This window comes from Paenibacillus phytohabitans, from assembly GCF_013141775.1.
GTDB lineage: Bacteria > Bacillota > Bacilli > Paenibacillales > Paenibacillaceae > Paenibacillus_AQ > Paenibacillus_AQ phytohabitans.
Genome location: NZ_WHOB01000091.1, coordinates 1 through 25,759, shown reverse-complemented (window position 1 = coordinate 25,759; position 25,759 = coordinate 1). Strand labels below are relative to the sequence as shown.

The following is a 25,759-nucleotide window of genomic DNA, read 5'->3' as shown; positions in this document are numbered from 1 at the left end:
AGATAAGAATATATGTTCGCATATATAGATATGAGGAATCAGCCCGTTGGCTGATACCACGATTATTCCTGCTTTTAGTTGTCGTCTGAAGAGTCTGATTTTTTCTTTTCGAGATCTTTAATAAATTGCCAAAAGGTCAACATTTCCCGTTTACGTTCATCCGGGGCGTCCAGGTAATCCTTGAAAAACAGTCCATGCTCAGGATTATTTAGGAAAGCTTCAAATTCAGACAGTTCCGATAGTTGTGGAGCAGCATCTTCTTTGCTTGATCCGAATGCCAAACGATCCATTTCTTCGGTAGTAATGCCTAAAGCACGACAAACTTTGAGAACATTATCGACAGAAGCTCCTCCTACCCCCCGCATCAGGATTGACCTAAGTGTAGTATAAGGAATTCCTGCCTTTTCTGAAAAAGCCTTCGTGTTCAGGCCTGTTTCCTCGATCAGCCTCTTTAAGACCTCAGCCCGTTGCACATGTAGTCCTCCTCAAAATCATCACTATATACGCTACTTCGTATTATTAAGTTCATTGTAGAAGGTTTATAGGCAAATGTAAATATGCATTTTCGTACTTTAAAGGTTATAAAGCTTGACTAAATGCGAAATTGAGTATAGCATGATTTTAAAATACGAAATTGAGTATATTTCAATCAACATGGGCGAAAGGGGAATTGACATGGAGTGTGTAGAGCAGGAGGATCTGGAATTTATATATTCTGATTTTGTGCAAAAACTGCTTCCAGAATATCAAATTTCATTAAAAGGTGTAGAACAACTTTACAGAAGTGCGGAGGCGGATGACAAAAAGGTAATCGCCGGAATGGTCAGTGACTGCGAATATGTGATTGAGTGGCTGAGCAGTGGACGGCGGCCGGGCAACAAGCGCGGAATCGAACGGCGTGCGGGTTATGAGCGGGAAATTCTTTTGGAACCTATTCTTATGCAAAACTTCACCTGCCGCTTCAATGCGGTCCCTTCAGAAGGGTTAACAGAGGATCAACGTTTTCAATTGGAATATGTACTGGGACTGTTGAGCAGGAGGGAGAAGGAGTGTTATATGCTGGCTAACGGTGAGGGGTTCTCGCATGTGGCTATCGCTGGTATGCTCCAGATTTCGGCTGGCAGTGTAAGTGAATATATTCAGCGGGCGCAAAAAAAGATTAGCTCCGTTATAGATGAGTATATGTCCCTCATTTAAAGAGGCTTTAAATAAAAAAGATTTGGTTTGTCTAGTGAAAGCCCCCAATAAATAGAAAGACAAATAACGGTAATCATCCAGCTGATGCCGGAAGGGGAGGTGGCTGCAAAGATGGTGAAGCGTTTGGAGGCGATCCGTGGATTTGGGAAAGAGTTCTAGGAGCAAGGAGGGGCACAGTGACAATTACTTTATTAATTATGGCGATCCAAAAGTTTCTGAAAGAACAATTGGCAGATGACATGCTGCCCGTACCACCCGTCCTGCTGGGATATTTGCCGCAGAGTAATGCCGGGAACCTGGAATATCCGGTAATTATGATCCGGCCGGACGAAGGAGAAGGAGATTCTGGTCAAGGGCAAATTCAAATTAAACTACAGTTTGGAGCTCAGTCCGAAGATGACACAGGACTCATTGATATGCTTAATCTGATGGAGCGGGTACGCATCCTGCTTTTGCGCAAGAGAGTGCTTGACCAACAGTTCGTCATGGACGCCAGCTGGAAAATGAAGCTTAACGAGGAGCATCCTGCAGCAGTCTGGGGAGGCGAACTTACAACAACCTGGGTATTGCCCCAAATTAGACCGGAGGTACAAATATGAACTTCATTAATAATAAAGATAATCTCCAAAATGAGCAGGAGCCGCCACGAATTTATCTAGGTCCAAACCTGCGTGGCGGGCGGCTGCTGCAATCCACTGTTTTTCGGGAGGGTATTCCAACCTATTTATTGCCGCTGCTGGAGGAACAGCCGGATGTGGCTGAACTGATTATACCGTTAGAAGAAATGACGGCTGTGCAGGAACGTATTGTTCACGTCGGAACAGCTGAATATGCAGTCTATCAAAGGCTTTTAGGGAAGGGGATTTAATATATGGCTTTTAAACATGGTGTAACTATTATTGAACAATCGACTTCTGTTCTGGCTCCAACAAAGGCAACGAGCGGTATTCCTTTTGCGGTGGGGACGGCCCCGGTTCATTTGGCTCAAGCGGCTGTGCCGGTGAATACTCCGGTACTTGTATATAGTTACGCGGAAGCGGTCGCTGCCTTCGGATACAGTGAGGACTGGACCCAATATACACTGAGCGAATTGATTTATTCACATTTTGCGTTGTACGAAAAAGCTCCTATGATTCTGGTCAACGTGCTTGATCCGGCCACACACAAGACAACGGTTGCCCCTGCGGCAGCTGCTGTAACAAACCGGGTTGCCATTCTGCAGGCAGAAGGGGTGCTGCTGTCCACACTCCTTGTCAAATCTTCAGATGGTACATCAACCTACGTATCCGGAAAGGATTATACGGCTGCTTTTGATGAGAACGGTCATGTGATGATCACAACAAAATCGTCAGGTGCAATAGCAGCCGATGTTAATCAACTGTCCGTGGGTTATGACAAGCTGAATCCGGAAGCTGTAGAGGCTGAGGATATTATTGGGGGTGTGACGTCGTCCGGTGAATATACCGGTTTTGAGCTGGTTCATCAAGCTTACCCGCGTTTTGGCATTCTTCCGGATCTACTGCTGGCTCCCGGCTGGTCACATCTGTCGGCAGTCGCTGCGGTGATGAAGGCAAAAGCCGGAAATATCAACGGGAATTTCAAGGCGATGGCACTGACGGATATTGATCCGTCCCAGTCCTATACAGATGCTGGCACATGGAAAGCGGACAACAGCTACACTGCTCCTCTTCAAATTGCTGCTTATCCGATGCTGACTCTAGGCGATAAGAAATATCATTTCTCTACACAGCTCGCAGGACTTATCGCCGCGACAGATGCCAATAATGGCGGTGTTCCTTTTGTATCGCCTTCTAACAAGTCTTTGCAAGCGGATGGGACTGTGCTGTCTGATGGGACAAGCCAGTTCCTGGGGATTGACCAGGCAAGCTTCCTTAACAGCGCAGGGATTGTAACGGCACTTAATCTTGGAACGAGCGGCTGGAAGAGCTGGGGGAATCATACTGCTGCCTACCCTGGTGCCACTGACCCCAAAGACAACTTTATTCCGGTTCGCCGCATGTTTAACTGGATCGGCAACAGTCTGATTCTGACCTACATGCAAAAGGTGGATGATCCGATGAACAAGCGGCTGGTGGCCGCAGTGACGGATTCGGTGAATATTTGGCTGAACGGTCTGACGGCATCCGGAGCACTGCTGGGCGGACGGGTAGACTTCAATGAGTCCGAGAATCCAGTGGCGGATCTGATGGCCGGCAAGGTTACCTTCCATCTGCATATCACACCACCGGGACCGGCACAGGAGATTTCATTCCTGCTTGAATACGACACAACATACTTAGCTGCGCTGGTAGCGTAAAAGGAGGAGCAATATGCCTAAAAGATCAGAAAGAGTTATTGATTATTCGGTGTACTTGAATGCAGTGGATTACTTGGGTACGGCAACCGCCACATTGCCGGAAATCACCTACCTGGTGGATACAATTAAAGGCGGCGGCATCGCCGGAGAAATGGCGGCGCCTTCTCCCGGACACACGGGCGCGATGAGTCTGGCCCTCAAGTGGCGCACCATTGAGAAGGCAGCGGCATCCCTTCTGGCACCGAAGATCCATACGCTGGATCTCCGGGCTTCGATTCAAACCTTCGACACGGCAACAAGTGAATACCGTGAGGTTCCTTTTAAGGTGACCGTCCGTGCAAGACCGCTTGGCTTAACGCTGGGGAATCTCGAGACCGCCGCAGTGATGGATACCACCAACAACTTTTCAGTGAATTATTTGAAGGTAACACTGGATGGCGTTCAGGTGCTGGAAATTGATAAATATAACTACATTCACAAAGTTTATGATGTAGATTACCTTGCTGCAACCAAAGAGAATCTTAGTCTATAAGGAGCGTGCACGATGGGGACAACGAATATAGAGGAGGCTGGCGCGGAAGTCTATACTTTCGCCCGGCCTGTAACATTTGAAGGCGATACTTTTGAGAGCTTGAGTATTGATTTCGACAAGCTGACAGGTGAGGACATTCTGATCTGTGACCGTCAGTATCAGGTGGAATCGGCGCGGCAATCCAGCGGGGAATTGATTAAGGAGACCAATAAAGCCTATCAGGCTTATATTGTAGCAAAGGCTGCAGGTGTCCACGTTGGGCTGATCAGAGCACTTTCAGCTAAGGATTTTACAAAACTGACCTTGCGGGCACAAAGTTTTTTGCTGCTGTAGGCTGTGGAGACGGCGATGGGATTAAAGACATCGCCGTCTCTTTGGCCATGCTTACCCATACTCCGATCCCTTATTTTCTCGCTTTGCCTTTGGAGGAACTGGGGGAGTGGGTTGAGAGGGTGTCCAGGATTAAGGGAAGGAGGTAACTTATGGCAGGGACAGGCAATGCAAGCAGCAGTATAAATGAGATTATTCTTCAGCTGAATTTATTGGTGACTCCTGCTTTCCGCAGCTCTGTCGGCGAAGCGGAACAGCATATTCAGGATTTGGACCGGGTTCTGCGTGAAATGGTCAGCAGGGGGTATTTCGATGTACTGCGCAGAGAGGCTGAACAGGCGGATGACAGCATTGAGGAGGTAGGCGACAAGGCCGGAAAGCTCGGTGACAAGCTTAAAGATGCAGTCAAAGAAATGGACTTCTCCATGCTGCAAAAAGCCGTTGAACCTCTGAAGGCGGTATGGGCGGCTGTAAATGATTCTTCCGGGGCGATGGCGCAGCTTCAGGCTGCAACCGGGTTGAGCGCCAAAGAAATGAGTGGAATGAAAGATATCTCTGATAGCCTGTACAGTCAGAATTATGGTGAGAACTATGAAGATATCGGAGACGCCGTAGGAACGGTGAAACAAGTCCTGCAGCAAACAGGAGAAGAGCTGGAAAAGACAACGCAGACGGCCATGACGTACCGCGATGTTTTTAAGGGAGATATAGCTGGTTCTGTACAAGCAGTTGACGCTATGATGCGCAAATTCGGCATCTCCTCGGAACAAGCCTACAATCTGATGGCTCAAGGCGCGCAGAAGGGGCTCAATACATCCGGCGGACTTTTGAGTGCAATAGGGAAATACAGCGATGATTTTCAGAAGATGGGTTATTCTGCCGACGAGATGTTTGAATTATTAAGTGCAGGCATGGACAATGGAGCGGACTCGCTTGATGGTGTTGCCGACATTATGAAAAAATTCGGATCAAACGTTAAAGAAGGCTCGGATACTGCAAAGGCCGCCATCTACGAGCTGTTTGCTCCTAAGCAGCTGGATCAATTCAGCACCGCGCTTGTAAGTGGCGGGACGAAGTCGAAGGAATTTGCCGATTTGGTAAAGGCCGCCGGACAAAAGGGTGCCCTTGCACTGGTTGGAGACTTGAAGGCGGGAGGCGATTCGGCCAACAAGGCTATGCTTCAACTGCAAAAGACGCTGGGCAGCGGCGATACCCTCTTTAAAGGGTTGGCTGACGGATCGATTACCAGTAAGGATGCCATGAATCAGGTTATTGTGAAACTGAAGGCCATCAAGGATCCGGTTCATCAAGCAGCGCTTGCCGGTACCCTGTTCGGCTCTCAATTTGAGGAAATAGGGAACAAGGCAGTGCTGGCGCTTGGCCAAACCCGCAATCAGTTTGATATGACCAGGCAGACCATGGAGGAAGTAGCGGCGATAAAAGACAATACGCTCTCCGAGCAGTTTGCGGCAATGGGACGGGAGCTGATGGCGAGCCTTGTAGTTCCCTTAGGAGAAAACTTGATGCCCGCGCTTCAGGGCTTAACCGGCTGGGTTTCAGACAATAAAGAGCCGCTGATGGTAATCGGTCTTGCGGTTCCTGCTGCGATGCTGGCTACAAAAACAGTGAAGATTGTCCAGGAATTCTCCAAGATTATCACGGCGGCCAGAGGAGCCAGCGGAGCAGCTGGAGGGATTGCCGGGGCGCTCGGTATGCTAACCAATCCTGTGGGGCTAGCTGTAGCAGGTTTGGGATTGGTTACAGCAGGAGTCATAGCCTTCAGAAAGCATCAGGAGGATGCGCGCCTGGATCTTTTGAATATGGGGGATGCGCTGGATGAATCCTATTCCAATTATGCAGGAATTGAGGAGACGACTACTAAAACCCAGGGTCTAATTACCGAATATGACCGGTTGACAGGGAAGCTTAAGGACGCAAAAACTCCCGCTGCTGAATTGGAAGAAGCCAGAAGAAAGCAAAGGGATGTGGAACAAGAGCTTATTGACATGAATCCGGATATTTTGTCTGCTGAAGACTTGAAAAATGGCAGATTCAGTGATCAGCTTGGGCTTGTCGGCAATCTTGCCAAAGCCCGGGAAGATATGAGCCGGCGCGAGTTGGAGCATGATGTACTTTCAGCTCAGGCGAAATTACCTGATTTGGAGGATGAATATACAGCAACGACTGAAAAACTCGCCAAGCAGTACGCTAAATATGATAGTGATAAGGTGAAGTTTCAAGATTATCATGAGTACGTAAATCAGCTTGATGAGATTTGGAATGGAAAGGGAAGCGAAAAGGAGAAAGTAGTACAAATAGATGCATTAAGAGATAAAATCAATAAAGCTCAGGGTACAGAATACAATGTTTCCGGCGGTTGGGCTATTGAGTCGATCAAAGAAGATTACGAAAAATATAGGACTTCCTTTGATGACAAGTACACTGAAATCCAAGAAACGGAAAGTGATAAAAGAGAAGCGGAAAGCAGCATGCTCTCTTATTACAATGCCCAAAAAAAATTGATTGAGCTTGATCTCGGAGGCACCTTAGAAGAGCAAGTAGCGAAATACAAGGATTTGTCCATTGCTCAAAAAGAACAGACCAATCAAGCATTGATTGATACGGCAAGCCTTAATAATGAGGTGGATAAACTGCCTGCTGAAAAGATAGTGAATGTTCAGCTTCTATGGCAGCAAACTGGACAGATTCCGAACTTCAAGCTCACGGGGGAGGAATGGGGAGAGGTTCAAGGGACGATCAAATCGAAAGGGAAGCCTGATTCGCTTACTACAGCTGGCCGAAAGGCGATTTATTGGGCACAGCATGATCCGGATTTTGAGGGGTACGCTGAAGGCGGAATCGCATATGTTCCATCTATATTTGGTGAAGCCGGTCCCGAAATGGCCATTCCATTAAATCAAAAGCCCAGGTCCCGATCTTTATTGGAGAAGGCAAATGATTTGATGGGCTACAATAACAATTCCGGTAACAATGGAGATATTCATGTAACATGGGCACCAAGTATCACCCTCCAGGGCGGAGATAAATCTGTGGTCGAACAGCTGCGTGAGGCCTTGAAACAAACGGAGGACGGTTTTGAACGCCGCTTCAAGGCCATGCTCCAGCAGCAGAGGCGGGTGAGCTTCCAATGATCTATAGAACCGTGCAAGGAGATATGTGGGATGGAATTGCTTTTAATCTATATGGAGATGCCCGCTTCATGACCCTGCTCTTGAATGCTAACCCGGCGCACGCTGCGGTCTGTGTGTTTTCCAGTAATATTCTGCTTAATGTACCGGAGTTGCCGGCTGACACTTCCAGCTCATTACCTCCATGGAGAAGGGGGTGAGCCGGATGGAATCCATGCAGGACGCACGCAGAGCAGTACTGGAGCTTCGGTATAACGGGAAGGATGTCACGGTGGATATTGCGAAATCGCTAACTGACTTTCAATATAACGATGCTGCCTCCGGTTCTCTGGACGATCTTACAGTTTCGCTGGAGGACCGGGAGCGCAATTGGCAGGGGCCTTGGGCACCTGTTGAAGGGGATCGGCTGGTTGCTTCCATCCGGACTGTTAACTGGGGAAAATCGGGGGAAATCAAGAAGCTGCCGCTGGGAACCTTTGAGGTGGACAGTATCGATTTTAACGGTCCCCCTGACACGATATCCATTAAGGCGATTTCACTTCCCATTACCTCCGAGATTCGGATGCAACGCAGCTCGCGCAGCTGGGAGAAAACGAATCTGAAAACGGTAGCCGCTCAAGTTGCCAAACGCGCTAAACTGAAATTAATTTATGAGGCGCAGGACAATCCTTCTTATGAACGTCTCGAGCAGTCGGAGGTGTCGGACTTGGCCTTTTTGCTGAACACGGCTACTCAAGAGGGCATCGCCATTAAAGTATCCGGCGGGAGCCTGGTTCTTTTTGATGAAATGGAATATGAACAAAAAGCGGCGGTCGCGACGATTGTTCGCGGGGAGGCGAATGTGACCGGGTACAGCTTTTCGCTAAATACTGCATATGCGGCTTTCCGGGCTTGTACAGTCACTTATGCTCCCTCCCAGGGGAAGGAGTCCCTTAAGGCTACTTACACACCTGAAGGTGCGCCGAAGAGTGGTCCTGTGCTTAAGATCAATGAGCAAGTCGATAGTCAGGCCGATGCTCTGCGGCTAGCCCGTAAAAGGCTTCGGGAGCGCAATAAAGAAGGCGGAAAAGGAACCCTATCCCTCATGGGAGATATGCGGATGGCTACGGGACTAACCATTAATATCAAGGGCTGGCAGCGGTTTGACGGAAAATACATTATAGAATCCGCCAGGCATTCGATTGGAAGCAGCGGGTACACAACAAATCTGGAAATTCGCAAAGTATTGGGGTGGTAGAGTTGATTCTTATTGGCAAGGTATCCACAGTTAATTTGGTAGCGGGAAGTGTCAGGGTTTCTTTTGCAGACCGCGATGATATGGTTTCTGACGAATTGCCGGTTCTCACGCCGGGCGGTTGGGGAAGGGGCAATGCGATACCGCTGCCGGGCGAGAGGGTGCTGTGCGCTTTTCTGGATAACGGGCGTTCGGCAGGTTTTTGCTTGGGAACGTACTTTGCAGAAGATGATCAGCCTTCAGGCAGCAAGGATCAGCGGGGGGTATGGTTTGAGGATGGCAGTTATGTCTATTATGACCGTACGGCAAAAAGACTGAATGTTAAAAGTAACGGCGGGGTGAGGATAGAGGGAGATTTAACAGTAACAGGCAAGGTGTCGGCCAGCGCATTTAATGATGGAGGGGGAGGCGGAACCGGATGAGCAGTATAGCTAAGTCAGACCAACAACAAGAATATAAAATGAACAAGATTGGCAGTTTAGGGCCGGTCGTTTTTGTCGTTGCGGAAGGTGCAATTCGCACTATAGATGAATTCAAGCGCAGCAGTTCCAGCCGGTGGGCACAGCACGACATTATCGGTCAAAAGCCCAAAAAGGAATTTGTGGGACCCGGGGCAGATTCTGTTTCGTTTGCGGTCCATTTCTCCGCTGCGCTTGGCCTTAATCCGCGTAAAGAACTCGATAGGCTCACAGAACTCGACCGTGCCGGTAAAGCGATGCCGCTTGTCATAGGACGTAAGAATGTGGGAGTCGGACTGTGGGTGATCAGTGGGTTGTCCCAGGATTGGAGCAGGCTGGACAGCATCGGCAATGTTTTGGACGCACAGGTCACGATCTCACTTGAGGAGTATGTGAAATGATGTATACCGTGGATATGACACAACCGACCCTGATCAATTTCAGGCCGTTAACGGTTGAGGAAGAAGTTTCTCAGAATATTCGAATGATCCTTGCTACTCCGTGGGGAAGCGCTCCGTTGGCCCGGGAGGTTGGCTTGGACTACACGATTATTGATGAGCCTGCATTCATTGCCGAAACCCGCCTGACCGCAGAAATCATCACAGCCATCACAGAACAGGAGCCGCGCGCCTCGGTAGCCGATGTTTCTTTTCACAAAGATAAAGAAAACTCGCTTAACGGCCGTTTGGCAGTTGTAGTGAAATATACTCTGGCAGAGGAGGAATAGGAATTGGAATATGCTGAATTACCGGAAATTCTCTTCGCCGAAGAGGACACAGCAGCCGTACAGCAGAATGTGATCACTGTATATGAAGGCCTTGCTGGACGTACTTTGCAGCCCGCCGATCCGGTGCGGCTTTTTTTGTCCTCGCTGGCAGCGGTCATTGTACAGCAGAAGGTGCTTATTAATCAGACGTCAAAAGCAAATCTGCTGCGCTACGCCTCCGGGACGCTCCTGGATCATATGGGCGCTTTTCAGGGTTCAAAGCGCTTGAAGGCGTCGGCGGCAATCGTCACTCTTCAGTTTGTCTTATCCATTCCGCTGGCTTCAGTGACTTCGATTCCTGCAGGAACCCGCGTTGGGGCGCAGGGCGGCAATGGTTCAATCTATTTTACAACTACGGAGTATCTGGAAATTCCGGCGGGAGAGACTGTGGGTATTGCAACGGCACAATGCTCCGACTCTGGAACGATAGGGAACGGATTCTTGCCCGGACAGATTAATGTTCAGATGGACCCGTTGCCCTTTGTCCAATCTGTAACCAATCTGACAACCAGCTCCGGTGGAGCCGCTGCAGAAACGGATGAAGCTTTCAAAGAACGTATCCGCAATGCGCCGGAATCCTATTCGACGGCTGGTCCACAGGGAGCTTATGAATTCTGGGCTAAGTCCACATCCTCTGCAATCCTGGATGTCCATGCGTACTCTCCGGCAGCAGGCCGTGTTACGGTCGTTCCCTTACTTGCCGAGGGGCAGATTCCCGGTGAAGATGTGCTGAGTTCCATTGCCGAGACCTTGGAAGACCGGGGGATCCGGCCACTGACAGATCTGGTAACCGTGAGTGCGCCACAACCAGTCAGCTTTAACACAGCAGTTACCTATTATATCAGCCGCAGCCGGGCTGCTGAGGTACCGGGTATCCAGGCAGCCGTATCGGCGGCAGTTGCTGCTTATCAGCTCTGGCAGCGTTCCAAGCTGGGCCGGGATATTAACCCTTCGGAGCTGATAGCCCGAATCATGGCTGCCGGGGCGCTTCGGGTGGTCGCGGCAGCTCCCGGGTACACGGTTCTGTCAGCAACCCAGATTGCTCAGACTGGCACAACGACAATCACTTACGGAGGGTTGGCAGATGATTAATATTCAGACCGTAAGTCTGTTTGATCTGCTGCCGCTTCCCATCCGCAATGATCCTGCGATGGCTGCGGCTGCTGTTGCGCTGGATATACAGCTGCAAGAGACAAGCAGTATGATTGCCGGCCTGGAGCTGTTCGGGCGGTCAGCAGAGTGGACAAATGCAGAAGCAGATGAACTGGCCTGGCAGTTCAAGCCGCCCTATTATGATCCGGATCTGCCTTTGGATCAAAAACGGTTGCTAATCAAAAATGCCATACCATTTCACAGGCATAAAGGTACGGCCGGAGCGGTAGAGGACCTGATTGCGATCTTGTTTGGCCAAGGGGCAGTGGAAGAATGGTGGCAGTATGGCGGGGAGCCGCATCATTTCCGGGTAGTCACCAACAATGCCGATGTGACTTCGGAGCGGGCGCAGGAGTTCATTGCCGCAGTCGATGCAGTCAAGCGTTTGTCAGCTGTGCTGGACAGCGTCACAATTTCACAAGCTGAGCAGCTGCCCTTTTACTTCGGCGGCTTTTTACATTTCGGGGAACACATTACGATTTAGGGAGTGAAACATGTGGCAGTATTTGGAGGCATGACATTAACCAATAAAGGATTGGCGCTGCAAGGAAAAGCACAGGCGGGAACGCAGCTCAATTATACTAGGATCGCCATTGGCGACGGATCGCTTAGCGGACAATCCGTACCCGCACTGAATGCGCTGATATCTCTTAAGAAAAGCTTGCCTATTGCCCGTCTTCAGATGCAACCGCCTAACAAAGTGATTATCGGCACGACTCTGTCCAACGCCGATATCACCACAGGCTTTTATTTCCGGGAGGTTGGGGTATTCGCCCAAGATCCGGATGGCGGAGAGATCCTCTACGCGTATGCCAATGCGGGAGTGACAGCGGATTATATCGCGCCCGGCGGCGGAACGGATATCATTGAGAAGGCCTTTGACTGCGTTGTTGTCGTTGGGACGGCGGCAAATATTAAGGCGATGATTGATGAATCACTTGTATTCGCGAAAAAGTCCGAGTTGGACGCTGTTGACGCTGCTAAGGTTGATAAGGTATCCGGCAAGGGGCTGTCCGCCAATGACTACACCACGACCGAGAAAAACAAACTCTCGGGAATTACTGCGGGAGCTGGTGGAGCTGGCTCGGCATCAGACACGGTTATAGGCAACCGGACAATATCTGATACTATAGCCCCGACAGGAGATACCGGCACTATTACAACCCTGCTGGGCTGGCTGGCCAATATGATCAAATCTATCACAGGCAAGTCTTCTTGGCGGACTGCGCCGGCCACAACGCTGGAAGCGGCTAAGGCGCATGCGGATGACGCCACGCGGCATCTTACGGCGGCGGAGCGGACGGCATGGAACGCTAAGGAGACACCGGCGGGGGCACAGGACAAGGCGGATGCTGCCAAGACCGCAGCGGCAGCTGACGCAACCACAAAAGCGGCCGCTGCTCAGGCAGCGGCTGCGACAGATGCTACAGGTAAGGCTAATGCCGTTCAGGCAAATTTAACCGCCCATATTGGTGCTGGAGGTACGGCGCACGCAGTGGCCACAACTACATTGGCCGGATTTCAATCGGCTGCCGATAAGGCGAAACTGGATGGAGTGGCAGTGGGAGCCAATAACTATACTCACCCAGCCACACATCCACCGGGCATCATTGTGCAAGATGCTTCGAATAGATTCGTCACGGATACTGAAAAATCAACCTGGAATGCTAAAGCCTCAACCGCTGTAGCGACCACAACAACTGCTGGACTGGAGTCGGCTGCGGATAAAGCCAAATTAGATAGCATTGCAGCCGGGGCTACTGTTGTAGCCAATTCAGCATCAAACGGAGTAATCACCATCAATGGCACGAATGCCACGGTATACACGCACCCTAATCACATTGGTGATGTAACCAGTACAGGGGACGGTGTGACTGCGATTGCAGCCGGTGTAATTGTGGATGCGGATGTAAATGCCTCGGCAGCCATTGCCTGGACCAAGCTCAGCAAAACAGGGGCCTCCTTGGCGGACTTGCCTACACGATCCGCTGCGGACTTGTCGAGCGGAACGCTTGCCGCCGCGCGTCTCCCGGCTATCTCCGGAGATATCACGATGGCTGCAGGAGCGGGGACAGCTACAATCACCGCTGGGGCGATTGTTAATGCTGACGTTAATACCGCAGCAGCTATTGATGCTTCCAAGATCGGGACAGGTGTTGTATCCAATGCAGAGTTTGGTTACCTGGACGGCGTGACAGCGGGGATTCAGGGGCAGCTGAATACTAAGGCTAATCTAACCACTACACCGCAGCAGACCACGGCGGATGTTACTTACTATGTGCGGACGGATGGTAATGACTCGAATGACGGTTTAGCTAATACGGCGGGCGGGGCGTTTAAGACGATTCAAAAAGCTATTGACTCGCTCCCTAAAGCAATTAACCATGATGTGAATATCAATGTTGCGATGGGGACTTATGCTGAGTCGATTGTAATTAAAGGTTTTTTTGGAAAAGGGAGTTTTGCGATTACGGGAACTGCTACCGTAAACATCGTAAAAGCGTTAGGAGCTTCAAATACTTTGCCTGTTACGCTTACCGCACTCACGAGCACAACAAATAATGCCAATTCTTTTGAATTTAGTTATTGTTCTTGGACATATTTTAATACTTGTTCAGCAACTGCGGCGGATACTTCAAATGCTGGTTTCGTTATCTATGGTGGTTCTGCTGTTCTTGCATCATGCGTGATATCTAATAAATGGGCGGCGTTGATTTCTCGAAGTGCCGCGAATGTTTACATGACATGGTGTACGGGGAGTGCTAACTCAAACGCCTACTATGCAATGGAATCATCTAAAATCGGCGGGGACGGAAATACCTTGTCGGGGGTTTCATTCACATCTAATGGATCAAATATATCAATGGGCGCGGGTGTCATTAACCCTTGGGGAGATAATACACAATTTTCAAGAGCGGCTGTCTGGGCGTCAGCGAATGCAGATCAAGCACTAACTGCAGGCGCCTACACATCAATAAAATACGCTGGTGTGTCTACTAATCAATTGAACGGGTATAACGGAACTACGGGGGTGTTCACTTCTCCCCAAACAGGATGGTACAAAGTCAAGGCGTCTGGATTGGTGGCATACGTACCTGCCACGATTCAATGCCAACTAAGAGTTCTTCAAAACGGATCTGCAGGGTACACAATGGACGTAAAGAATGCTGGTTCCACAAGTATGCACATTATGCTATCGGGGGATATTCAACTCTACCTGCCAGCGGGGGATTACTTCGCTATTCAAGTACACACCACTAATGCTCTCACGCTTACAGGAGGAAATGATATAACTAGGCTTGAAGTTATCAGAGTTGCATAAAGGAGGAATTACAAATGAATATACCGGCAGCAATAAAATTTATTTTTCCCAAAGTCGATGCGTTAAAAGACTTTGAAGTTTGGGACAACGGCCTGGAACCTATCCTGCGCCCGGGAGCAGAAGAAAAAGGCCGTGTCCGTTATGAGATTAAGCCACCAGAAGAAGGCGAAGAACCAGTTGAAGGCGTACATTACCGTTACAGCATCGACTATAATCTGCTCTTAGAGGGCGAAGATTACGACCTGGTAGAGCGTGGCCCGTATATCGCAGTCTGGAATTTAGACGAACCACAGCCCACAAAAGCCGAACTGGAAGCAGCCTGGGAAGCTTACCAGAAGTACGAAGCCAATAAGCCACCGGAGCTGACGGAAATCGAGCAGGTCCGCGAGGAGCTGGTACAAACGCGGATAGCATTGACGGACACGTACGAGCAATTAGAGTTTGCCCAAGATGAGGCCACAGGCGCACAGCTTGCCCTGGTTGAACTGTACGAGCTAGTATTACCGCTGATAGGGGGTGACGTATAATGCCGCAAGTATATGCAAGCCTGATCCGTAAGGGACTCAAAACAATTGAGCAGGTACCCCTCGTGATCCGAGATGAGGTTCAGGCACTCCTGGCCGACAATGCTTAACCAGTATTTAGCTGGGCCGCTTCTGAACCGGATGAGATCGGACCCATTGCCTGTTGAATAGATATCGCTAGCGCCTATAATGGCGTTTTTATTTTGCCTCCGAAGCCCCTTCGGGGGCTTTATATCAGAGAGAGGAGCGGGGGAATGGATAGCAACAATGTATTAATTTTGGAAAAGCTGCTGCCGCTCACAGATAAATATGGACTTGCTTACATTTTGGCACTGGTACTGGTCTTTGTCGTATTCGGTTTTGTGACAGATATCCGGCGCGGAAAATGGGTGCCGCGTGAGCTGCTGGATCGTGCCGAGGAGGACCGGGACCGGCTGCAAAGTATCCTCGACAAAGAGCGGTCAGACTTTATGGCACCGACACTCCAAGTACTGCAGGGGCTCAAAATAGACCATGCCGCAAGTAACAATCCCGGCAATGATGAGGACAGGGGAGGATAACCGTGTTTAGACGATGGATGAAACGTTTATCGCCCCAGCATAAAGAGAGAGAGCAGGAGCTGGCGCGGGCATCCCGCAGGGTATCATTTGCGATTGCCAGGTACAAGGATACTTCGAAGGACATACAAGAGGAGATCCGGAACAACGGTTTTGCTGAATTTCTAATATACGATCGGGGTGTTAATCATGGGGGGCATTGATATCTTGCTGTTGATTGCTTATCTTATATCATTTATTTGTGCGCTGCTGCTTATGGCTGCACTTTTTCTATACTTTCGGAAAAGACTCCGCGCCAGGGTGGTGAGCTTATTCATGCTTGCGGCGTTCTTCTTCCTGGGAGCATATACGGTCAAGATGGCCGTGGCGTTCTGGATTCGTTTCTCAATCGCATCTGGGGATTCCGCTGTGTATGCCGCACTGAAATCCCAAGGCTGGGATATTGCACAGACTGGAACAACGCTGGGGCTGGTAATCCTGACCGTACTCATGTATACCCGGCGGCAGGATCTGTTTATGATCTTTCCGGCCGTTAAAGAGGAGGCGAAGCGCGATGCTGACGCTTGATCAGGTACAACTTAAATCCTTGTCCCGGCTTAATGGGCTGCATCCAGTACTTGCAGCATCTACGGTGACACTGATCGAGCGCAGCTATGCCCTGTCTGAACGTAAGAAACATGCCTCAGAGCCGCTCGTCCTGCTCCACAGTTCTCGAAACATTAAGAGTTGTTTACACTTTGTGAATTCTGTAAAATAGTGGTATTTTATCGATACCCTACAATACGATCCTGATAGCTGTTTAAATAAAGGAGGAACCATGAAAACCGGATTTTATTACTGATTACGATAATAGGGTGCTCTTCAAATCAACAAAATTTCACAAAAACTAATGACACTATAAAAGAATATATAGATACTGCAAAAGTACCAGCCATTCCTGGATTGGAAGTAGAGTCGATCTTTGTCAATATTGATAAAGAGACGAAAGAGGGACTTCGGAATACTGTCGTGATTACGTATACTGACGAGAAAGGAAAACTTATTAAAAATGTAAATACCGAATCTAATGTTTCACTAATTTATGGTCCCTATGAGGGAAAGAAAGTATTAACCTTATCTATAAGCAAAGCTGAAGTTGAATACGGTAATGAGATGCAGATTAAAAACATAAATAACCTTGAATTATTTTATACAAAGGTTCAAGATAACTTGTTGCTATATACTCGTCATAATGAGCTTTCTTATACCTCAGAGGGCCGCATAACAAATGAGTACACTGAAGAACAACATTTTGAAATGTTTACACAAGCAGTAACTAACAATTAGATAATATCTATTCCCTTGTTCTAAAGGAATTCAAGCTCTCAGCCGTTATGGCCGCGAGCTTTTTATGTTTTTATCATCAAAATATTAATTCCCTGAATACTTTATTCCAAAATGAACAAAACCCATTGACTTCGCCACTGAAACGGATATACTATACCATATAGAATTAGTCGGGATTAGCCTCTCAGAGGATTCGATCTTGGCTACATCCGGATGGAGGAAGATTAGATGAATCTGCTCGAGAAAGAGGATTTAATCAAAGTTAAAGCTGAAGAATTGGAGAATGCCACTCCCGAAGAGATTATCCGCTGGGCGGTAGAGACTTTTCCTAATATAACGTTTGCCTGCAGTTTTGGTGCCGAAGATGTAGTACTAGTGGATATGATCCAGAAGGTCAGCCCGTCGACAGATGTGTTCTATCTCGACACCGATTATCATTTCAAGGAAACCTATGAGACAAGAGATATTATGGCCGACAAGTACGGAATGGAGTTCGTCCGTGTATCGCCACAGATTACAGTAGAAGAGCAGGCACTGCAGTATGGTGAGGCACTTTGGAACACTGACCCGAATCAATGCTGCGCCATCCGTAAGGTTGAGCCGCTCACGCGTATTCTTTCACAATACGACGCTTGGATTACCGGAATCCGCCGTGACCAGGCGCCAACCCGCGCCAACTCCAAAAAGGTAGAGTATGATAACAAATTTGGCCTTGTAAAGTTTAATCCGATTGCGAACTGGACCACAGAGGATGTATGGAATTATATCCGCGAGAATGATGTGGTCTATAACCCGCTTCATGACCGTAACTTCCCTAGTATCGGCTGTGAGCAATGCACCCGGGCGGTTATGCCTGGTGAAGATCCGCGTGCCGGAAGATGGTCCGGATCAGACAAAACAGAATGTGGATTGCACAAATAACACACTAGCATTGCACACAGGAGGAGAGAACAAGGATGACTTCAATACTTCCTCATGGAGGAGCGCTGGTTCAGCGTATAGCAGAGGGTGCGGAGAGAGAACAACTGTTGCAGCAAGCCTCAGCCAATAAATCAATTGCTCTCAATACATGGACTTTATCTGATTTGGATTTGATTGGTGTAGGTGCATTTTCGCCGCTCACGGGTTTCTTGAATGAAGCGGACTACCATTCTGTGGTCACAAGCATGCGACTTGCAGATGGAACCGTATGGAGCATTCCTATCACACTCGCTGTAGATGACAAGCAGGCGGCATCCCTTGCAGTGGGTGACAGAGTGTCGCTGATTGGTGAAGAAGACGGTGTAGTCTACGGACTGCTTGATATTGAAAGCATCTACGAAGTGGATCAGCAGCTGGAAGCGCAGAATGTGTTCAAGACAACCGATTCAGAGCATCCTGGCGTAAGCAAACTGCTCGCCCGTCCGGCAACTTATGTAGGTGGTCCTATAACTGTACTGAACCGGCCGCAGCCTGAGAAATTCGGTGAGTTCTATTTCGACCCTGCCGAGACCCGTCAGATCTTCGCGGATAAAGGCTGGAGAACCGTTGTGGGCTTCCAGACACGCAATCCGGTACACCGCGCTCATGAGTACATCCAGAAGTGCGCTATGGAGGTTGTAGACGCTCTGTTCCTGAATCCGCTTGTGGGTGAAACCAAGTCTGACGATGTGCCGGCCAATGTGCGGATGAAGAGTTATCTTGCGCTCTTGGAGAATTATTATCCGGAGAACCGCACATTCCTGGGTGTATTCCCGGCGGCAATGCGTTATGCCGGACCGCGTGAAGCCATATTCCATGCGATGGTGCGCAAGAATTACGGCTGCACACATTTTATTGTCGGTCGTGATCATGCCGGTGTGGGTGACTACTACGGCACTTACGAAGCGCAGGAGATCTTTGCGAACTTTACCGCCGAGGAACTTGGCATTACGCCATTATTCTTCGAGCATAGCTTCTTCTGTGTGAAATGCGGCAACATGGCCTCCAGCAAAACCTGCCCGCATCCGGGTGATCAGCATTTGACGCTCTCCGGAACTAAGGTACGGGCACTTCTTCGCGACGGACAATGTCCGCCTCCTGAATTCACGCGCCCCGAAGTGGCGCAGATTCTGATTGAAGGCATGTCTCCGGAAGTTTCGGTCCAAGCTTAAACAGCCAGTACTATTTGGCCCTCTTGTCCCATATAGATGAGTAGAATCTATCGGGACGAGGGGGTCTTTGTTATGTCTGGCCGACAGCAGCATAAAGTCTCGGTCTGGATCTCTTGGAGCAGCATCAAAAAAAGCATCCTGGGCGCTGCATTACTCGCTGTGATGATCGGTATCATTGCTTATGATATGCCGACTGCCAAGACGATCAATTATTGGAGTCTGCCGCTTTCCGGCAAGGTAATTGCCATTGATGCGGGCCACGGGGGTCCGGATGGCGGCGCGGTGAGCCGGGAGGGGCTGATTGAGAAGGATATCAACTTATCAGTGTCCCTCTATTTACGCGATTATCTGCAGCAGGCGGGAGCTATTGTAGTAATGACCCGGGAAGGGGATTATGATCTGGCCCAGGACAGCACCAAAGGGTATGCCAGACGCAAGACGGAGGATCTGAAGCAGCGGGTCAGAAGTATCGAGGAGAAGGGCGCCGATCTGTTTATCAGCGTACATATGAACAGTATTCCTTCGAACCGCTGGAGCGGAGCCCAAACCTTCTATTATCCAAGCAATGAGGGCAACAAGGCGTTGGCCGGATTGGTACAGGATGAGCTGAAGGCTACCCTTGAGAATACAGACCGTGTGGCCAAGACTGCGAACACTATTTATTTGTTAAAAGTATTAAAGATGCCGGCTGTCTTAGTTGAGGTAGGGTTCCTATCCCATCCTGAGGAATCCGTTCTGCTTGGAGACGATGTGTATCAACGGAAGGTGGCAACCAGTATCTACCGGGGGATCCTGCGGTATACCTCTGAGCAGCCATAGGGTGGGACTACTCTTCCGCCGGAGGGTAATGCTATAATAGACGAAAATACCGGAGCTTACCCGTCCGGGAAGGAACAGAGGTGCTTTCCATGCTGACTAGGGAACAAATTCAGGAACTTTTGCAGCCGCTCACAGACCCGGAATCCGGAAAAAGCCTTGTCGAATTACAGCTGATCCGCGATATCATGATTAAAGAAGACCGGATCTCGCTATCTGTCGTGTGTCTTGACTCCGAGGAGAAGCAGCGTATGGAGCTGGAGCAGCAGGTTCGCGATTTGCTTACTGAGGGCGGAGCGGATAATATTCATATCCGTCTGCGTGATGCCACCGATTATGAACGCGCTATACTCCGTGGAGAGAGTTCAGAGGACGAGCAGGAATCAGAACAAGGCGAGAAGCTGAAAGGCCATGCAGCGGGCCTTGAGGGGCATGAGCTGATCAACGAGAATTCGGGTGTGAACTTCATCGCGATCGCCAGCGGCAAGGGCGGAGTGGGAAAGTCTACGGTGACGGTGAACCTGGCCGTAGCACTAGCCAGAAAAGGTAAAAAGGTCGGTCTGATCGATGCCGACATTTATGGCTTCAGTATCCCGGATATGATGGGCATTGAAGAGGGACCAGTCGTGGAAGAGGGCATCATCATTCCGGTGGAACGATTCGGAGTGAAGGTCATGTCGATGGGCTTCTTTATCCGTGAGAATAGTCCGGTCATCTGGAGAGGGCCGATGCTTGGCAAAATGCTGCGCCAGTTCTTCAGCGATGTAGGCTGGGGTGAACTGGATTATCTGCTGCTGGATCTGCCTCCGGGAACGGGCGATGTGGCGCTTGACGTGCACCAGATGCTGCCGCACAGCAAGGAGATTATTGTAACCACCCCTCATGCTACGGCGGCCTTTGTGGCTGCCAGAGCGGGCTCTATGGCTCTGCAGACGGATCATGAGATTCTTGGGGTCATCGAGAATATGGCCTATTATGAATGTTCCTCCTGCGGCAAAAAGGATTATATCTTCGGACGCGGCGGCGGTGCCCGTCTGGCCGAAACACTGCATACAGAGCTGCTGGCCCAGGTGCCGCTCGGTGCACCGGACAACCATATCTCTGAGCCTGATTTCTCACCGTCAGTGTATAAGGCGGATACGCCAACCGGAGGGTTATTTGCAGAAATTGCAGACAAGCTGATCGCCAAGTACGAAGAGTAAGCTCTGAGAAATTTATTTGCACACAAAAAGGCCTGTCCCATATGGGGCAAGGCCTTTTTTGAAAAAAAAGTATATGTTGTTTTAGGAGCCGGAATCATCTCCGCCTTCCTGTTTCTGACTGTCGCCCCCGCTTTCCTGTTCCTCGCCGCCGCCCCCGCCGCCTTTTTCGGCATCCTTTTTCTGTACCTTAGGCTGCAGCTCTTCCTGTACTACAGTTTTGAGCAGGTCGAGTACCTCCATCCGGAAGAGCGGATTCTGCATGGCCTCCTGCATAATGGTCATGGACTGCTTGCGGTAATCGGAAGTCTTAGTAAGGTCGAGGAACATTTTCATCATTTCAGGCGATTTCATAATTTCTTCGACAGACTTTTGATACGTTGGGTCCTTGATTAATTGAAGATGCAATTCCTTGCTCTGCGTATTAATCGCTTTGGCGAACTCCCCGGCAAACTGCGGGTCCGTCATGATCTTTTCGATTTCCTTCTGGTACTCAGGAGCTGTGATGGTGTCTTTAACCGCGATCCGGATCTGCTCGGTTGTTTGCATCGGCATCATTTTCATGCTCAGCCCGCTTGTGCTGCTTTCACCCGAGCTGGGAGTAGAAAGGGCCTCCTCAACCGCCTTCTTCCCCTCATCGCTTTTCAATATATCTACAACCATCGTCTTCATTTCCTTATATCCGCCCTGTCCGGAAGAAGAACTGCTGCTCTGTTCGCCTCCGCAGGCCGTTAAGGCCATAACCAAGCCGAGTGCCAAGCCTCCAGACCACAAAGTCCTCCATTTCATTGGCGCTGCCCTCCTTTATAGAGTTACTGACTGTAGTATGCCGCTGGGACACACATTTATGTTGGAGTGTAATGGTTTTTTGACGGTAACCTTGGTAAAATAAATCTGACACGGGGAGGTGAAAGCGCTGAACTTAAGAAAATGGTTTTATTTATTCTGGACCACGCTTTTGATCGGAGCAGGAGGGGCCGTGATTGCCGGTCTTGCCCTGCAGACAGTCAATGGCGGAATCGATTTCAAGAGCACCGCCGACCTTTTACTTTACTCCCTGATCCTTTTTGGTTACGGAGTGCTCGTCAGTGTATATGCACAGCTTGGGTTCTTCGCTTATCTGATTCTTAATTACATGGGCACCGGCGTGTTCCCGCGCAAGGCATGGCGGTACATACAACTGGTGCTGGCAGTGCTCGCGCTGCTTGAACTGGTTTTCCTGCGTACCTTTGTGAGCGGGGACCGGAGTGTTGCATCTGACCTGATTTTGGGTCTGGGGATTCTGCTTACCGCAATTATTGTTTCCTGGTTCAAAATGCGGGGTACCAACGCTTCGGCTTGGATTCCAACCTTTTTCTTTATGACCGCCATCACCATTGTTGAGATTATCGGTGTACTCCGGATCGGCGTAGACAGCGCCACCATTTTTATTCTGGTTCCGCTGGTCGCTTGCAATGCGTTCCAGATTTTGATGCTGCACCGGATTTTGAAACCGGCCTCAATTTAAAAATCCATAAACCAAAACCCCGCTCACCTGAATACACTCAGGGTGGCGGGGTTTTGGCATTGCTTATACAGAACGGTTAAAATCAAGTTGATGAGGTTAATCTTAAAGAACAGAGTGGAGGAGGGAATATATGAACATCAAGCGTTATATGATAAAAGACACAAGTGAAACACACCTGAAGGACCTCGATCCCAATGAACGCGGTGAATTCAAATCCAAAGAAGAAGCGGAAGCCAAAATGGAGAAGCTGAAGAAACGGCTGGCTGAGCTTCAGGATATCCTTTTTGCACAGAAGAAGCATTCCCTGCTGGTTATACTTCAAGGAATGGATTCGAGCGGAAAGGATGGAACCGTTAAGCATATTTTCTCCGGCATTAATCCGCAGGGGTTCATCGTCACCAGCTTCAAGAAGCCCTCTCTTGAGGAGGAGGCACACGATTTCCTGTGGAGAGTCCATATGAAGACACCGCCCAAAGGCTATATCGCTGCGTTCAACCGTTCGCATTATGAGGATGTACTGGTACCGCGTGTGCACGGCAGTCTGAAGAAAGAGGATGCCAAGCGGCGTTTCCGCTACATCCGCCAGTTTGAGGAAATGCTGGCGGAAGAGGGGACAACGGTAATCAAGCTCTTTCTGCATATCTCCAAGGAGAAGCAGCTGGAGAAGATCCAGGAGCGGCTTCATGATCCGGCGAAACATTGGAAGTTCGACGCCAGTGATCTGCAGGAGCGTGAATACTGGGACGATTATCAAAAGGCCTATGAAGATGTTTTTGAGCAAAGCAGCATAGAGAAAGCCCCGTGGTACTGGATTCCGGCGAATCACCGGTGGTACCGCAATTACCTGGCGCTGGCCATTGTGGTGAAAACGCTGGAGGGGCTTGACCTGAGCTACCCGAAACTAAATACACCTACTCCGGATATTTCCGAGCTTATTTCTCCGCGGCACTAATAGATAACTATCCCCTGCAGCGGCTGCGTTGGGAATAGACTGGACTGGACTACATCCCGGCAGCGTCTTCCAAGCCATTATCCAGCCAAGCAGAGTCGCGGACTTCTTTGCCGTCTGCACTGCTTTGGCTGATTAATTCAGAGACAGTAACGAATTCATATCCTTGGCTGCGCAGCTTATCAATGATTTGCGGCAATGCCTCATGAGTCTGCTTACAGGAGTCACTGGCATGCAGCAGTACGATATCTCCGGGATGGGCCTTGCTCGTCACACGGTTCACGATATTATCCACACCGATGTTCTTCCAGTCCAGCGAATCTGTATCCCATTGAATGACCTTATAACCAAGGTCGGAGGCAACCTGCAGTACTCTTTTGTCAAAATCGCCGTTAGGCATTCTGATGAGGTTAGGCTGTGTACCTGTTAATTCGGTCAAGACCGTATGGGCTGTAGTAATTTGCGTACGGATTTCTTCATTGCTCAGTGTACTGTAGTTCACATGCTTGTGGCCGTGGCTGCCAATCTCGTATCCGGCGTCTTTGATGCTGGTGACAATCTCTGGATGGGTCTTACTCCAAGGGGAGGATAGAAAGAAGGTAGCCTTATCCACCTTTTTGTCTTCCAGCACCTTCAGGATCGGTTCCGGTCTCTTCTCCCCCCAGCTAATATCAAAGGTTAAGGCGATCAGCTTCTTTTCCGTCGGCACGCTGTAAATGGCGGAAGGGGCTGCTTCAGAGAAAACAGTAATATTACCCCTCTCGACATAGACGACGCCGGCGGTAAGAAGCGCAGCAGCAAAGATATAAATGAACCGTTTTATCTTTTTGCCGCTGAATACATAAAAAGAATTCATAATGTCAGCGCTCCTCTCCCATGCGAAATGCTTGTTTGTTCTAAATGTATGCTCGTACAGGACGCTTATGACCGCAGATATAAAACCGCAGCAAATGCTTTTAAAGAGCGATATCATTTCAGGAGGTACACATGTTATCTTTTAATACGTTTATCAAAGATCTGGGAACGATCCGCAAAGCGCTGCTGACAGCAGCCTTGTTATTCATAGCCGGCGGAGTAATTGGCTGGATCGGTACGGGAAGTCTGCAGCAGCTGTTGAATGAGCAATTGAAAGGAATCAGCGAAATCAGCGGGAGCCTCAGAGAATCCTCTAATCCGCAATGGAGCTTTTTTGTATTTATCTTTCTGAACAACAGCATCAAAAGCGTAGTCATTATATTTCTAGGGGCACTGTTTGGAATATTACCGGTGTTCTTCCTGCTGATTAACGGTGCGGTCATTGGTTATCTGATTCATCTATCCGCAATACAGAGACAGGACCTGTTCACCCTGATTGTAAAAGGATTGCTTCCGCACGGGATTATCGAGATTCCGGCAATCATAATTGCCTGTGCCTTTGGTCTGCAGTTCGGAGGCAAAGCGTTGTCTGCCCTGTTTAGGGCGGGAAAGAGGAATGAGAGGGAAGCGGACCATTGGCGGGCGTTCATGCGGCAGACTTTTACCGCTTCGGTATGGATTGTTATTCTGCTGTTCGTTGCCGCAATCATTGAGAGTACAATTACATTTTCACTTTTATCATAAAATTTATGGGAATTGAGCATAACATTAAAAGCCAAATAAATTGGCCCTATAGTCGGAATTTGGATATAACGATGCCATGATGGAATTTTTTATAATTATGGTTATAGATCCAATGCTCCGGTTAATCTAGTGTAAGCAGTACAATAGGAGCTTCCCACATCGAATGGTCTATTTTCTACAGTAGAGGACATGGCATTTGATGGTTGTTGATAGCTATGAATTTCATGAAGGAGGCCAAGCATATGCTCGGGATGTTGTTCAATGAGAAGGAATGCAAGGAGCTGGACTATGTTTTGCGCAAAGAGCTGGATGAAATGCTTCTGGATTTGAGCGATCAGCGTTTAGATCAGAATATCAGACACGCTATTGCCAATCGATATAAAACCGTATTCCGTATGTATGCACGTTTTGCCCCACAGAAGGAGTTGTCCAAGTACGCGTGGGGAGGACGTTCCTCACAGTTCAAACATTGAATTCTAAAGGCTATAAGACCGGAACAAATAAAATTAACCTAATAGCTTGACTAAAAGGGAGCCGGCATGATACATTATATCTCGCGCTCCTTTTGAATGTTTAAAAGGGTGCTGCAGGCAGGAAATAATGAAAAATAACTTTTTCAAAAAAAAGCTTGCCAAACAACGAAACACTATGATATATTATAAAGGTCGCCGCTGAGATGCGGTGAAGAGCTAA

31 protein-coding genes are annotated in these 25,759 nt (G+C 49.0%); 28 read left to right on the top strand and 3 right to left on the bottom strand.

Annotated elements, in window-relative coordinates; all coding sequences use genetic code 11:
- Nucleotides 1-74: 74 nt before the first annotated feature.
- A complete protein-coding gene (locus GC101_RS30780) occupies nucleotides 75-473 on the bottom strand; it encodes a helix-turn-helix domain-containing protein (protein ID WP_171720451.1) in 399 nt (132 codons plus the stop codon).
- A gap of 202 nt (nucleotides 474-675) precedes the next feature.
- Between GC101_RS30780 and GC101_RS30775 the strand changes: the two genes are divergently transcribed.
- From GC101_RS30775 to GC101_RS30665, 24 genes are all read left to right on the top strand, one after another.
- Nucleotides 676-1,197: a sigma factor-like helix-turn-helix DNA-binding protein gene (locus tag GC101_RS30775; protein WP_246354595.1), complete on the top strand. Its 522-nt coding sequence runs from the start codon at nucleotides 676-678 to the stop codon at nucleotides 1,195-1,197.
- A 176-nt stretch (nucleotides 1,198-1,373) separates the two neighbouring features.
- Nucleotides 1,374-1,796 carry a hypothetical protein gene (locus GC101_RS30770; RefSeq protein ID WP_171720450.1) on the top strand — a complete coding sequence of 141 codons (423 nt, stop codon included), beginning with the start codon at nucleotides 1,374-1,376 and terminating at the stop codon, nucleotides 1,794-1,796.
- On the top strand, nucleotides 1,793-2,065 hold the full coding sequence (locus tag GC101_RS30765; RefSeq protein WP_171720449.1) for a hypothetical protein: 273 nt from the start codon (nucleotides 1,793-1,795) through the stop codon (nucleotides 2,063-2,065). The genes GC101_RS30770 and GC101_RS30765 overlap by 4 nt, the downstream gene beginning before the upstream one ends.
- A gap of 3 nt (nucleotides 2,066-2,068) precedes the next feature.
- A complete protein-coding gene (locus GC101_RS30760) occupies nucleotides 2,069-3,514 on the top strand; it encodes a phage tail sheath family protein (protein WP_171720448.1) in 1,446 nt (481 codons plus the stop codon).
- A gap of 13 nt (nucleotides 3,515-3,527) precedes the next feature.
- Nucleotides 3,528-4,046 (top strand): phage major tail tube protein, encoded by a 519-nt coding sequence (locus tag GC101_RS30755; RefSeq protein WP_042217884.1) that lies wholly within the window; start codon nucleotides 3,528-3,530, stop codon nucleotides 4,044-4,046.
- 12 nt (nucleotides 4,047-4,058) lie between these two features.
- Nucleotides 4,059-4,379, top strand: a complete 321-nt coding sequence (locus GC101_RS30750) for a phage tail assembly protein (protein WP_171720447.1) — start codon at nucleotides 4,059-4,061, stop codon at nucleotides 4,377-4,379.
- A gap of 149 nt (nucleotides 4,380-4,528) precedes the next feature.
- Entirely contained in the window at nucleotides 4,529-7,528 is a 3,000-nt protein-coding gene (locus tag GC101_RS30745; protein WP_171720446.1) for a phage tail tape measure protein, read from the top strand.
- Nucleotides 7,525-7,725, top strand: a complete 201-nt coding sequence (locus GC101_RS30740) for a tail protein X (RefSeq protein ID WP_171720445.1) — start codon at nucleotides 7,525-7,527, stop codon at nucleotides 7,723-7,725. Before GC101_RS30745 ends, GC101_RS30740 begins: the two co-directional genes overlap by 4 nt.
- 5 nt (nucleotides 7,726-7,730) lie before the next feature.
- The gene (locus tag GC101_RS30735) at nucleotides 7,731-8,762 is read left to right on the top strand and encodes a phage late control D family protein (RefSeq protein ID WP_171720444.1); all 1,032 of its coding nucleotides are present in this window, start codon (nucleotides 7,731-7,733) and stop codon (nucleotides 8,760-8,762) included.
- Entirely contained in the window at nucleotides 8,756-9,181 is a 426-nt protein-coding gene (locus tag GC101_RS30730) for a phage baseplate assembly protein V (protein WP_171720443.1), read from the top strand. The genes GC101_RS30735 and GC101_RS30730 overlap by 7 nt, the downstream gene beginning before the upstream one ends.
- Complete coding sequence (locus GC101_RS30725; RefSeq protein ID WP_246354594.1) at nucleotides 9,178-9,618, top strand: phage tail protein; 441 nt, start codon at nucleotides 9,178-9,180, stop codon at nucleotides 9,616-9,618. The genes GC101_RS30730 and GC101_RS30725 overlap by 4 nt, the downstream gene beginning before the upstream one ends.
- Nucleotides 9,615-9,944, top strand: coding sequence for a GPW/gp25 family protein (locus GC101_RS30720; RefSeq protein WP_171720442.1), 330 nt, complete (start codon nucleotides 9,615-9,617; stop codon nucleotides 9,942-9,944). Before GC101_RS30725 ends, GC101_RS30720 begins: the two co-directional genes overlap by 4 nt.
- Before the next feature lie 3 nt (nucleotides 9,945-9,947).
- Complete coding sequence (locus GC101_RS30715; RefSeq protein ID WP_171720441.1) at nucleotides 9,948-11,075, top strand: baseplate assembly protein; 1,128 nt, start codon at nucleotides 9,948-9,950, stop codon at nucleotides 11,073-11,075.
- Nucleotides 11,068-11,619: a phage tail protein I gene (locus tag GC101_RS30710; RefSeq protein WP_171720440.1), complete on the top strand. Its 552-nt coding sequence runs from the start codon at nucleotides 11,068-11,070 to the stop codon at nucleotides 11,617-11,619. The genes GC101_RS30715 and GC101_RS30710 overlap by 8 nt, the downstream gene beginning before the upstream one ends.
- Nucleotides 11,620-11,631: 12 nt before the next feature.
- Entirely contained in the window at nucleotides 11,632-14,457 is a 2,826-nt protein-coding gene (locus GC101_RS37010; protein ID WP_171720430.1) for a hypothetical protein, read from the top strand.
- 14 nt (nucleotides 14,458-14,471) lie between these two features.
- On the top strand, nucleotides 14,472-14,984 hold the full coding sequence (locus GC101_RS30700; protein ID WP_171720439.1) for an XkdW family protein: 513 nt from the start codon (nucleotides 14,472-14,474) through the stop codon (nucleotides 14,982-14,984).
- The gene (locus GC101_RS35885) at nucleotides 14,984-15,091 is read left to right on the top strand and encodes a CD1375 family protein (protein WP_216626823.1); all 108 of its coding nucleotides are present in this window, start codon (nucleotides 14,984-14,986) and stop codon (nucleotides 15,089-15,091) included. The genes GC101_RS30700 and GC101_RS35885 overlap by 1 nt, the downstream gene beginning before the upstream one ends.
- 144 nt (nucleotides 15,092-15,235) lie before the next feature.
- Nucleotides 15,236-15,541: a hypothetical protein gene (locus GC101_RS30695; RefSeq protein WP_171720438.1), complete on the top strand. Its 306-nt coding sequence runs from the start codon at nucleotides 15,236-15,238 to the stop codon at nucleotides 15,539-15,541.
- Between the two features lie 312 nt (nucleotides 15,542-15,853).
- Nucleotides 15,854-16,105 carry a hypothetical protein gene (locus GC101_RS30690; protein WP_171720437.1) on the top strand — a complete coding sequence of 84 codons (252 nt, stop codon included), beginning with the start codon at nucleotides 15,854-15,856 and terminating at the stop codon, nucleotides 16,103-16,105.
- A gap of 441 nt (nucleotides 16,106-16,546) precedes the next feature.
- Nucleotides 16,547-16,864: a hypothetical protein gene (locus GC101_RS30685; protein ID WP_171720436.1), complete on the top strand. Its 318-nt coding sequence runs from the start codon at nucleotides 16,547-16,549 to the stop codon at nucleotides 16,862-16,864.
- 228 nt (nucleotides 16,865-17,092) lie between these two features.
- Entirely contained in the window at nucleotides 17,093-17,785 is a 693-nt protein-coding gene (locus GC101_RS30680) for a phosphoadenylyl-sulfate reductase (protein WP_171720435.1), read from the top strand.
- Between the two features lie 35 nt (nucleotides 17,786-17,820).
- On the top strand, nucleotides 17,821-18,996 hold the full coding sequence (sat, locus tag GC101_RS30675; protein WP_171720434.1) for a sulfate adenylyltransferase: 1,176 nt from the start codon (nucleotides 17,821-17,823) through the stop codon (nucleotides 18,994-18,996).
- A gap of 72 nt (nucleotides 18,997-19,068) precedes the next feature.
- Complete coding sequence (gene cwlD, locus GC101_RS30670; RefSeq protein WP_039310349.1) at nucleotides 19,069-19,815, top strand: N-acetylmuramoyl-L-alanine amidase CwlD; 747 nt, start codon at nucleotides 19,069-19,071, stop codon at nucleotides 19,813-19,815.
- An 89-nt stretch (nucleotides 19,816-19,904) separates the two neighbouring features.
- The gene (locus GC101_RS30665; protein ID WP_171720433.1) at nucleotides 19,905-21,014 is read left to right on the top strand and encodes an Mrp/NBP35 family ATP-binding protein; all 1,110 of its coding nucleotides are present in this window, start codon (nucleotides 19,905-19,907) and stop codon (nucleotides 21,012-21,014) included.
- An 81-nt stretch (nucleotides 21,015-21,095) separates the two neighbouring features.
- On the opposite strand, the gene gerD is transcribed toward GC101_RS30665, so the two are convergent.
- Entirely contained in the window at nucleotides 21,096-21,800 is a 705-nt protein-coding gene (gerD, locus tag GC101_RS30660; protein ID WP_042140123.1) for a spore germination lipoprotein GerD, read from the bottom strand.
- A gap of 127 nt (nucleotides 21,801-21,927) precedes the next feature.
- On the opposite strand from gerD, the gene GC101_RS30655 reads away from it, so the two are divergent.
- Complete coding sequence (locus GC101_RS30655; protein WP_171720472.1) at nucleotides 21,928-22,518, top strand: KinB-signaling pathway activation protein; 591 nt, start codon at nucleotides 21,928-21,930, stop codon at nucleotides 22,516-22,518.
- A gap of 130 nt (nucleotides 22,519-22,648) precedes the next feature.
- Nucleotides 22,649-23,470, top strand: a complete 822-nt coding sequence (locus GC101_RS30650) for a PPK2 family polyphosphate kinase (RefSeq protein WP_171720432.1) — start codon at nucleotides 22,649-22,651, stop codon at nucleotides 23,468-23,470.
- A gap of 49 nt (nucleotides 23,471-23,519) precedes the next feature.
- Here the strand turns inward: GC101_RS30650 and pdaB are convergent, their stop codons facing one another.
- The gene (gene pdaB / locus GC101_RS30645; RefSeq protein ID WP_042140121.1) at nucleotides 23,520-24,323 is read right to left on the bottom strand and encodes a polysaccharide deacetylase family sporulation protein PdaB; all 804 of its coding nucleotides are present in this window, start codon (nucleotides 24,321-24,323) and stop codon (nucleotides 23,520-23,522) included.
- A gap of 131 nt (nucleotides 24,324-24,454) precedes the next feature.
- Here pdaB and GC101_RS30640 point away from each other — a divergent pair, with 131 nt between their 5' ends.
- Together GC101_RS30640 and GC101_RS30635 are read left to right on the top strand one after the other, a co-directional pair.
- Entirely contained in the window at nucleotides 24,455-25,066 is a 612-nt protein-coding gene (locus GC101_RS30640; protein ID WP_171720431.1) for a stage II sporulation protein M, read from the top strand.
- A 242-nt stretch (nucleotides 25,067-25,308) separates the two neighbouring features.
- On the top strand, nucleotides 25,309-25,539 hold the full coding sequence (locus GC101_RS30635; protein ID WP_025336637.1) for a hypothetical protein: 231 nt from the start codon (nucleotides 25,309-25,311) through the stop codon (nucleotides 25,537-25,539).
- Nucleotides 25,540-25,759 lie beyond the last annotated feature (220 nt).